Origin of the sequence: Vibrio sp. Of14-4, from assembly GCF_022347625.1 — a bacterium.
Classification (GTDB): domain Bacteria; phylum Pseudomonadota; class Gammaproteobacteria; order Enterobacterales; family Vibrionaceae; genus Vibrio; species Vibrio pristinus.
Genome location: NZ_JAKRGI010000053.1, coordinates 1 through 1,177 on the forward strand (window position 1 = coordinate 1; position 1,177 = coordinate 1,177).

The following is a 1,177-nucleotide window of genomic DNA, read 5'->3' on the forward strand; positions in this document are numbered from 1 at the left end:
AACAGGTCTGCAACTGTACCTTTATTGCGAAAATAAAAAAGGGAAAATTGGCTACTGTACTCAGCCTATCCTTATCCAGCCTACGGGCAAGGTGACACTCAATGGAGAGAAAGATAACGACTATTTCTTTGCTCAACTATTCAATTATATGGATAAAGGCAAAAGCGCGTTAATAAAAGGAGAGCACTTTTTGAGAGAGCGACCAAGGACCTATTTTCGCATAGACAAGCGCCCAGAATCATTTGAAAAGCGACTAGGCACCATTCTTGAGCTAGAGCATGAACTCCCTCTTATGTACGGCCGAATAAAAGTGCCCAATTGATATCTGCGCAGACAGAGGTTGGATGAATGTCTGATAAAATGCCCACTTTCTGGCTATCTTTCTATCAAACTCTGTCGCGTGGTTCGAAAGCTAGACAACTGTGAGCGACGCGTTAACGCTGCGCTTAAAGCTAAAGGGCATTCAATATAGTCATAAGTGATCATAACGGTGAAAAGAAAAAACAGTCATGGCTTTTTATTTAGGTATCAATACCCACAGAAGTTAGTGAAATGGCGACAAGAGTTTGCCAAGATCACTTCAATCAAACCTGAAGATGATCCACTTGAACCTTTTATGGAGGTCACAGATGATGTGCTTGCCGTGCGCAGTGCAAGAGACAACTTGCGACTGCCATTCCTTGCTCCGTTAGTTATAGCCCTATGGTTTTTAACGTTTACTTTTAGTGAGGGTTTAGGTCCTAGTTCTAGTGAAATCTCTTTTGCTCGGGATGTTGTGGCATTAAAAAGTGATTACGAGAATAGAGGAGTCGATATTGCATATCATGAGGCTTTGTTAGGTGAAGAAGGACAAAGTTCATTTTTTAACTATCTGGATGCCGTCTTTAATCATGGTGAGAAAAACTACCAAGATGCTGTATTATTCGATATGGCCATATTTTTTATATGTTTAATCCTTGCGTTAATTGCAACCGCTTATTTTGTAACTTTACCAAGGCCCGCTGATATCTATTTCGATCGCAAAAGAGGGATTGTTTACACTTGGTTTTTTGGCCGTGTCGCGGCTTGTCGGTTTGAGAATTTAGGTTTTTTAGAACATAGAACAGGTCTGCAACTGTACCTTTATTGCGAAAATAAAAAAGGGAAAATTGGCTACTGTACTCAGCCTATCCTTATC

Annotated in this window: 2 pseudogenes; both read left to right on the forward strand. The window is 40.5% G+C overall.

The annotated features are described in order from the left end of the window. Positions 1 to 322 (forward strand): annotated as a pseudogene (locus tag MHN79_RS20760) (hypothetical protein); the annotation flags it as partial. 168 nt (positions 323 to 490) lie between these two features. Beyond that, a pseudogene (locus MHN79_RS20765) lies at positions 491 to 1,177 on the forward strand (hypothetical protein); the annotation flags it as partial.